6 protein-coding genes are annotated in these 8745 nt (G+C 73.2%); 4 read left to right on the plus strand and 2 right to left on the minus strand.

The genetic code is table 11. The annotated features are described in order from the left end of the window. The first annotated feature begins 202 nt into the window (after nt 1-202). The 3 genes from prfB (at nt 203) to VF468_03355 (ending at nt 3476) form a co-directional block, all read left to right on the plus strand. Nucleotides 203-1310 (plus strand): peptide chain release factor 2 gene (gene prfB, locus VF468_03345; GenBank protein ID HEX5877347.1). Its coding sequence is split into 2 segments (ribosomal slippage): nt 203-271 and nt 273-1310, totalling 1107 coding nucleotides; the frame shifts between segments, so codons are not numbered across the junction. A 60-nt stretch (nt 1311-1370) separates the two neighbouring features. Next, entirely contained in the window at nt 1371-2861 is a 1491-nt protein-coding gene (locus tag VF468_03350) for a DUF2079 domain-containing protein (protein HEX5877348.1), read from the plus strand. Nucleotides 2862-2990: 129 nt separating this feature from the next. After that, nucleotides 2991-3476, plus strand: coding sequence for a GtrA family protein (locus tag VF468_03355; protein HEX5877349.1), 486 nt, complete (start codon nt 2991-2993; stop codon nt 3474-3476). On the opposite strand, the gene VF468_03360 is transcribed toward VF468_03355, so the two are convergent. Together VF468_03360 and VF468_03365 are read right to left on the minus strand one after the other, a co-directional pair. Next, nucleotides 3440-4216, minus strand: a complete 777-nt coding sequence (locus tag VF468_03360; protein ID HEX5877350.1) for a glycosyltransferase — start codon at nt 4214-4216, stop codon at nt 3440-3442. The two genes, VF468_03355 and VF468_03360, sit on opposite strands and share 37 nt — an antisense overlap. Further along, nucleotides 4213-6219 (minus strand): DUF2079 domain-containing protein, encoded by a 2007-nt coding sequence (locus VF468_03365; GenBank protein ID HEX5877351.1) that lies wholly within the window; start codon nt 6217-6219, stop codon nt 4213-4215. Before VF468_03365 ends, VF468_03360 begins: the two co-directional genes overlap by 4 nt. A gap of 135 nt (nt 6220-6354) precedes the next feature. On the opposite strand from VF468_03365, the gene VF468_03370 reads away from it, so the two are divergent. After that, nucleotides 6355-8613 (plus strand): 6-pyruvoyl-tetrahydropterin synthase-related protein, encoded by a 2259-nt coding sequence (locus VF468_03370; GenBank protein ID HEX5877352.1) that lies wholly within the window; start codon nt 6355-6357, stop codon nt 8611-8613. Nucleotides 8614-8745: the final 132 nt, after the last annotated feature.

The raw sequence follows: 8745 nt of genomic DNA on the forward strand, positions 1-8745 counted from the left end.
AGACGCTGCTTGGACATGGAACCTCGCTGGGGGGCGCGAGCGGATCTGATGGGGAACTCCCCTGGGTCGCGCCGGATTCCCACGACTTCCCGGGCCGTGCGCGGAGCCGAGGCCGGCGGGCAGCGGCCCGATGGACGCCGCCGCCCGTCCCGGGTCGGTACCATTGCCGGGCGCCGCCGAGCCTTGAGGAGACCCGACACCCATGCCCACCGATCACGGACCGGAGCTGGAGGCGCTGCGCAAGCGGCTCGGCGACGCAAAGGAGTTTCTTTGACCTGGCGGGCAAGGAACGGGAGCTGGCCGGGCTGCGGGAGCAGGCGGCCGCGCCCAACCTGTGGGACGACCCGGAGCGGGCCCGGCGGGTGATGAGCCGGCTGGCCGCCGTCGAGGGCGACCTCGAGACGGTGGCCCGGCTCCAGGGCCAGCTCGACGACCTCGAGACGCTGAACCAGCTCGCCCTCGAGGAGGACGACGACTCGGTGGGCGGCGAGCTCACCCAGGGGCTGGCCAGCCTCGGCAAGGCGGTCGAGGACCTCGAGGTGCTGGCCCTGCTGGGCGGGGAGTTCGACGACCGGGACGCGATCGTCACCATCCACCCGGGGGCCGGGGGGACCGAGTCGCAGGACTGGGCCGAGATGCTCTGGCGGATGCTGGTCCGGTGGGCCGAGCGGCGCGGGTTCAAGGTGACGGTCAACGACTACCAGGAGGGCGACGAGGCCGGCATCAAGTCGGTCACCCTGACCCTGGAGGGGCCGCGGGCCTACGGGCTGGTGTCGGCCGAGTCCGGCACCCACCGGCTGGTCCGCATGTCGCCCTACGACCAGGCCAAGCGGCGCCACACCTCGTTCGCGGCCGTCGACGCCATCCCGGTGCTGGAGGACGAGGACACGCCCGAGATCGACGACGCCGACCTGCGGATCGACATCTACCGCTCGTCGGGGCCGGGCGGGCAGGGGGTCAACACCACCGACTCGGCGGTGCGCATCACCCACCTCCCGACCGGGATCGTGGTCGCGGTCCAGAACGAGCGGTCCCAGCTGGCCAACAAGACGATCGCCCTCAAGATCCTGGCCGCCCGGCTGGCCGAGCGGGCCCGCAAGGAGCGGGAGGCCCAGCTGGCCGCGCTGCGCGGCGACCGGGGCGACATCGCCTTCGGCAGCCAGATCCGCTCCTATGTCCTCCACCCCTACCAGATGGTGAAGGACCACCGGACGAACGTGGAGACCGGCAACGTCCAGGCGGTCCTGGACGGCGACCTCGACCAGTTCGTCGCCGCCGAGCTCCGCCGCCGCGCCACCGACCGCGGGTAGCGCCGGTCAGCCGGCGCGGCCGGGACGCCCCGGCAGGCGCCGCCCTCGTAGACTACGGCCGTGCGACCTCGGCCTGGCCTGCGCGCCTCAACGCTGCTCGCGCTGCCGGGCGCCCCGGCGGTGGCCGTCGGGCTGCTGGTCGCCGCCTATGTGGCCATCTTCGGCTGGCTGACCTGGGCCCAGCACGAGAACTTCGGGACCTTCGGCTACGACATGGGCCTGTACGACCAGGGGATCTGGCTGCTGTCGCGGTTCCAGGACCCGTTCGTGACCATCCGGGGGCTGAACTACTTCGAGCACCACGTGAACCTGATCACGGTCCTGTTCGTGCCCGCCTACTGGCTCGGGGCCGGTCCCCAGTTCCTCTACCTGGTCGAGACGGTCTGGATGGCGCTGGGGGCGGTGCCGCTGTTCCTGCTGGCCCGCGACCGGCTGCGCAGCGGCTGGCTGGCCGTGGCCGTGGCCGGCTGCTTCCTGCTGTATCCGTCGCTGGAGTGGATCAACTGGTGGCACTTCCACCCGGACGCGCTGGTGATCACCCCGCTGCTGTTCGCCTGGTGGCTGGCCACCCGCCGCCGCTGGGGCTGGTTCGCGGTCGCGGTGGCGGTCGCGCTGGCCTGCAAGGAGGACGCCGCCCTGGCCGTCCTCATGCTCGGCCTGGTCCTGGCCGTCCTCGGCGAGCGGCGGGCCGGGCTGCTCACCGCCGCCGCCGCGGCCGGCTGGTTCCTGCTCGCCACCCGGGTGGTGATCCCGGCCGCCGGCGGCGGCGACGGGCCCTTCTACCAGGAGCTGTTCCCCGGCTTCGGCGACTCCCTGGGCGAGATCGTCTGGAACATGGTCGTCCACCCGAGCCGGCTGCTGGAGGCGGCCACCCTGCCCGACCGCCTCACCTACTACTGGCAGGTCCTGGCCCCGGTGGCCTGCTTCCCCCTGGCCGCCCCGCTGGTCCTGCTCATCTCGGTGCCCCAGACGGTGATCAACGTGACCTCGGGCCACGCCCTGACCCACGACTTCCGCTTCCACTACACCGCCATCGTCCTGGCCGGGGTGTTCCTGGCCACGGTGGAGGGGATGGCCTGGGCCGGCCGCGGCCGCACGGCCCGCCGGGTGCTGGTGGCCATCCTGCTGGTGACCTCGGTGGTGGCCAACGTCGCCTGGTCGCCGTCGCCCCTGGGCCGCCAGTACGACGACGGCATCTGGACCAGGGCCGAGCCCCGCCACGCCGTCGTCCGGGCCGCCCTGGCCCGGGTCCCGGCCGAGGCCGGGGTGTCGGCCTCCTACAACCTGATCCCGCACCTGACCCACCGCACCTACGCATACGAGTTCCCCAACCCCTGGCGGGTGGCCAACTGGGGCGCCCACGGCGAGAACCCGCCCGATCCGGATACCGTCCAGTACCTGGTGGTCGACGAGCGGCTGCTCGGCGACCAGCGGCCGCTGTACGAACGCTTGATGAGCCGGCAAGGGGGGTACACGAGGGTGTTCGCGTCCGACGGCATCGTGGTCGCCAAACGACAGCAGGATGGTGAGCGACCCGAGGCCGATTCGTGACATGGCCGCCGGGCCCGACCGTCGGGAATGCGCTAGGCTTGACGGCCCGTGCCCGCATCGAGAACTGGGAGCGCGTCCCTGAACGTCATCGCAGGCCTCTACCAGCGCTGGCGACACCTGGTCCATGAGATGGCCAAGTTCGGCATCGTCGGCGCCTTCAACACCGCCCTCGACTTCGGGCTCTTCAACCTGCTCTATGTTGGCCTGGGCTGGCCCGCCCTCGGCGCCAACTCGGCCTCGGTCGCGGTCGCCGCCACCTCCTCGTTCTTCATGAACCGGCACTGGACCTTCCGGCACCGGGCCCGGACCGACCTGCGCCGCGAGTACAGCCTGTTCTTCCTCCTGAACGGGGTCGGGCTGCTGATCGCCACCGCCTGCATCCTGGTGGTGGAGAAGGGCCTGGGCCAGACCGGGCCGCTGTGGCTCAACATCGCCAAGGTGGCCGGGCTGGTCCTGGGCATGGTCTTCCGGTTCACGACCTACAAGCGGTTCGTGTTCCTGTCCCCGGAGCGGGCCGCCGCCCGCTCGCTGGCCGAGGGGTCGGTGGCCGAGATCGACGACGACGACCGCGACGACGCTCAGCCGGCCACGCCGCGCACCCGCGTCTCGTCGTAGACGCCCCGGGCCGCCGCCCGGCGGACCTTCCACACGTCGGCCAGCATCTGCAGCGCGTCCCCGCTCAGGCGGACCTTGCTGCCCTGGCGCTCCTCGGCCACCACCGGCACCTCGACCACCTCGATGCCCAGGCGCCGGGCCACCAGCAGGGCCTCGGCGTCGAAGGCGAACCCGTCGACACGGGCCCGGGCGAACAGCGCCTCGGCGGCGTCGCGGCGGAAGCCCTTGAGCCCGCACTGGGTGTCGTGGAAGGGCAGCCCCAGCAGCAGCCGCATCACCCGGTTGAAGACCCGGCTGGCCAGCCGGCGCACTGGCGGCCCGGCGCCGGCCTGGCTGCCCAGGCGGGCGCCGATGGCCACCGGGGCCCGCTCCAGGGCGGCCACCACCCGTTCCAGCTGCTCGGGCCCGTAGGAGCCGTCGGCGTCGGTGAACACCACCAGCTCGCCCTGGGCGGCCTGGATGCCGGTCCGGACCGCGTAGCCCTTGCCGTGGTTGTGGGTGGTGCGGATCACCCGGACCCGCGGGTCGGTGGCCGCGACCTGGTCGGCGATCACCGTGGTCCCGTCGGTAGAGCCGTCGTCGACCACCAGCAGCTCGACCTCGGCCCGGCTGGGCGGGAAGTGGGCCTGGTAGGCGGCCAGCGTGCCCGGGAGCCGCCCGGCCTCGTCCAGGCAGGGGAGCACGATCGAGAGGGTCGACCCGGCCGCCGGGTCGCCGGCGCCGGCCGGCCCGCCGGTCACGGCACGGCCTCCTGGCGTTCCAGCACGACCACGCCGTCGCGGTCCATGGCCGTCCGCCAGGCCGGGTCGCCCTGCAGCTCGCCGAGCAGCTCCTGGTCCTGCTCGCCCAGCAGGTCGCGCTGGACGACCACGAACCGGAGCCGCTCCAGCGTCGCCCCGGAGTGCTCGTCGCCGGCCACGCCCCAGTTGACCGCCCGGAACGGGTTGGGCCACTCGTACACCTCCACCCGGTGGCCCAGGTGGGGGACCAGGTTGAACTGGGCGCTGACCGGCGCCCCCTCGTCGACCAGGGCCAGCGCCGCCCGTCGGGCCTGGTCGGTCGGCCCGGCCGGGATGGCCACCGGGTCGCGGGCCCACGGCGCCGGCCCGTAGCGCCAGCTGGTGAAGCCGGCCACCAGCACCAGCAGGACCAGCGCGGGCGCGAGCAGGGGCCGGCGGGCCGAGCGGACCCAGGCCAGCCCGGCCACCGCCCCGGCGGCCAGCAGGGGCGCGGCCGTGGCCAGGTAGTGGAAGCGGAGCTGGTGGTGCTCGGGCTGGACCGCGGCCAGGTTGAGCAGCAGCGGCGGGGCCACCGGGAGCAGCCACCTCGGGGCCAGCAGGGGCAGCCCGAGCAGCGGGAGGAACACCAGCAGCAGGTAGAACAGGCCGTCGTTGGCCAGGCCGGTCTGGAGGGCGTGCCCGGCCATGGTGGGCAGGGCCGCCAGCAGCGCCCGGGGGCCGCTCCCGGCGATGCCGTAGTCGGTCTCGAACAGCCGCGTCGCCCGGCCGGCGTGCAGCGGCACCAGCACGTAGGTGGCGACCAGGAACCAGGCCAGCCCGGCCCCGGCCGTGCGCCAGCCGACCGCCCGCCGGCCGCCGACGGCCAGCAGCAGCCCGAACCCGGCCACGACCAGCCCAAGCTCCTCGCCGCAGAGCGCGGCCAGGGCCAGCCACAGCGCCATGGCCCGGTGCCGGCGGCCGTCGGCGGCCGCCACGGCCAGGGCGAGCAGGCCAGCGGCGATGGCCTCGGGATGGAACTGCCAGCTGATCGCCCACTGGACCCCCGGATAGGCCAGGTAGGCCACGGCCACGGCCAGGCCGGCCGCCGGGTGGCCGAGCCGGCGCGTCCCGAGCCGGTACAGGATCGGCGCCGGCAGGGCCAGGAACAGGACCTGGAGGAGCAGCAGCAGGCGCGGGTCGGCCCACAGCCGGTACAGGGGCGCGACCAGGACCATGATGTAGGCGGCCTGCTGGCCGAACAGGTCGAGGCCGCGGACGGTCACGAACGGCGCCCGCCCCTGCGACAGCAGCCAGGTCGCCTGGTCGTAGATGCCCACGTCGAAGCCGTAGGTCCCGAAGCGGGCATGGGCCGTCCAGGTGGCGCCGACGAAGGCGACGACGAAGACGGTCACGGCCAGGCCGAGGGCGAGCCCGCACAGGGTCGACGCCGAGATCCGGGTGGCGGCGACCAGCCGGCGCCCGGCGTCGAGCAGGGCACGCTCGACCCGCGGCCCACCCGCCGTTCCGGGCCCCCGATCCGGGAGGGTAGCCGACGGCGAGGTGGAGAGCCTGGCGCTGTCCACAACCCCGGACCCGGCGGTCAGCCCGGACCCGGCGGCCACGCCGGACCCGGCGGTCACGGCGGGCAGCCCGAACCGGCCCAGGCGCCGGGGCGGCGGGCGGCCGCCCGGCGGGGCCAGCAGCTCGACCTCGGCGGCGTGGTTGAAGGCGTCGGGGATCAGCGGCTCGGCGAGCCCGAACGCCTCGGCGTGGCGCTCGGGGTAGTCGGCCGTGTCGTCGAGGTCGTACAGGTGCAGGTTGGGCAGGACGTCGGCCGCGTCCTCGAGGGCGGCCAGGTCGGCGTCGGTCGCGGGCCGGTCCAGGGCCAGGGTCAGGCGGCAGCGGCCCCGCCGGTCAAAGGAGACGGTCGCCGCCCGCTCCTCGTCCAGCGACAGGTCGGCCGCGGGCAGCCAATCGCCGTGCCACCGCGGCACCGGCCGGGTGGGGCGGACCGGAGGGGGCATTACCATGCGGATCCTGGTTTCATGGCTAACGAGGTTTGTGCGATACCACCACCGACGGCTTGCGGTAGGCGTTCAGAGCGGTCGTTTCGGTATCGCGCAAACCTCGTTACCTGGCGACCACGACCCGAGGAGGCAGTGCTGGCGACGATCGCCGTCTTCGCCCGCGAGGGGCTGACCGCGGCCCGCACCCGAACCGTGTGGGTGCAGCGCGTCCTCACCGTGCTGACCTTCGGTGCCATCTACCTCGTCCTTCTCAAGACCCTGCACTGGAACCTTATCCTGACGCGGACGACGGCGGCGGGCGGCGACATGGGGTCGCACCACTACGTGGCCGAGTTCCTGCGCGAGGAGCTGCTGCCGCGGGGGCGGGTGACCGGCTGGGCGCCCGGCTGGTTCGCCGGGATCCCCATGTTGACCTTCTACTTCCCGATCCCCTACGTGCTCATCGCCCTGCTCACCCTGCCCCTCGGCGACCAGCTGGCGTTCAAGCTGGTGACCGTGCTGGGGATCCTCCTGCTCCCGGTGACCTGCTGGGCGGCGTTCCGGGTGCTGCGCCTGCGCGAGCCGGCGCCGCTGCTGGCCGCCTGCGGGGCGTGCGTGTTCCTGTTCATGTCCCAGGCCACCCCGACCGAGCAGTTCACCATCTGGGGCGGGAACATCGCCAGCACGATGGCCGGGGAGTTCCCCTTCTCGATCTCGTTCGCCCTGCTGCCGCTGGCCCTGGCCGTGCTCTGGCGGGTCTGTGAGGACGGCAAGGGCTGGCGGGCGGCCGCGCTGCTGGTCTCGGCGGTGGTCCTCTGCCACATCCTGACCACGATCGTGCTCGTCCTCGGCGTGGTCGTGCTGGTGCTGCGGCGGCCCCTGGCCGTGGCCCTGACCTCGTTCCGGCGCCTCGCCCTGGTCATGGGGGTCGCCTTCTGCCTGACCGCCTTCTGGGGGCTGCCGTTCCTGCTGCGGGTGCAGTACACGGCCCACTTCCGCTGGACCCAGAAGCCGGAGTACAGCCTGCTGTTCCCCAACGAGATCCGGCCCTACCTGCTCCTGGCCCTGGTCGGGCTGGTGGTGGCCGTGGCCAGGGGGGAGCGGCGGGTGCTGCTGTACGCCTGGCCGGCCGCCGCGGCCGCGTTCGTGTTCGTCGTCCTGGTCCGGGTCGCGCCCGAGGCGGCCCTCTGGAACGCCCGCATGCTGCCCTTCCTCTACCTGTTCTCGCTGCTGGTGGCCGCCTACGGCGCCTCGGTGGTGGCCGTCTGGCTGGCCGAGCTGCTGCAGCGGCGGACCGGGGTGGCGCTGCGCTACGCCTGGCTGGCGGTGGTGGCGGTCATGGTGGTGGCGCCGGTGGTCGGGGCCTGGCGCCACCGCGGGTTCGTGGACGACTGGGCCAAGTACAACTACACCGGGTTCGAGGCGAAGGACGGCTGGCCGGAGGCCCGAGCCCTCTTCAACACCCTGGCCGCGCTGCCGCCCGGCCGGGTCATGTGGGAGTTCAACCGTGACTACGAGCGCCTCGGCACGACCAGGACGCTGGAGAACATCCCCGTGTTCGGCGGCCAGCCGACCATGGAGGGGCTGCTGATCGAGTCGTCGATGAACGCCCCGTTCCACTTCATCAACCAGAAGGAGACCTCCAAGACCGCCACCGAGGCGGTGCCTGGCGTCCCCTACGACCGGTTCGACTTCGACTTCCCGACCGGCCTGGCCCATCTGCGGCTGTACGGCGTCCGCTACTACGTCGCCTACGACGCCTGCCAGAACGACCAGGAGCAGTGGGTGCCCTGCGGCGACCTCGGCCTCCAGGACGAGGAGACGCAGGCGGCGGCCGCGGCCGGGCTGCCGGTGGTGCAGCGCAGCGGCCGCTTCACCATCTACGAGGTCGGCAGCGGCAACCTGGTCGAGGTCCCCCGGTACAAGCCGGTGCTGGTCGACCACCCCGACTGGCGGGGTACCGGGCTCACCTGGTACGCCAACCCCGACTGGATGCAGACGCCGCTGGTGTTCGCCTCCTCCGACGACCAGGCGGCCAGGGCCGCCTTCGCCGAGGCGGGGCGGCTGCCCCTCACCAACCTGCCCCGCGAGGAGCTGGCGCGGCCGGGCGAGCTGGCCGCCACGACCAGCGAGTCCGGCGACGTCATCAGCTTCCGGACCGACCGCGTCGGCGAGCCCCACATCGTCAAGGTCTCCTGGTTCCCCAACTGGAAGGTCGAGGGGGCGGAGGGGCCGTGGCTGCTGTCCCCGGCGCTGATGGTGGTCGTCCCCACCCAGCCAGAGGTCCGCCTGAGCTACCGCGACACCCCCGTCGACCTGGCCGGCAAGGCCCTCACGGTCGTCGGGGTCGGGGCCCTGCTGACCCCGACGGTGCTCGGCTGGGTACGGGCCAGACGCCGCAACGCCCCCTGATTCCTGCCAGAACGGCCCGCTGTTCTGGCAGGTCTGGTATGGTCTTGCGTTGTCCAGGCCGACGGCCACCGGGAAGGCCCCCAACTTCCCGGCCCGTGCAGCCCCGACGAGCGAAAGGCCATACCCGCCCCG

This window comes from Actinomycetota bacterium (assembly GCA_036280995.1).
GTDB lineage: Bacteria > Actinomycetota > CALGFH01 > CALGFH01 > CALGFH01 > CALGFH01.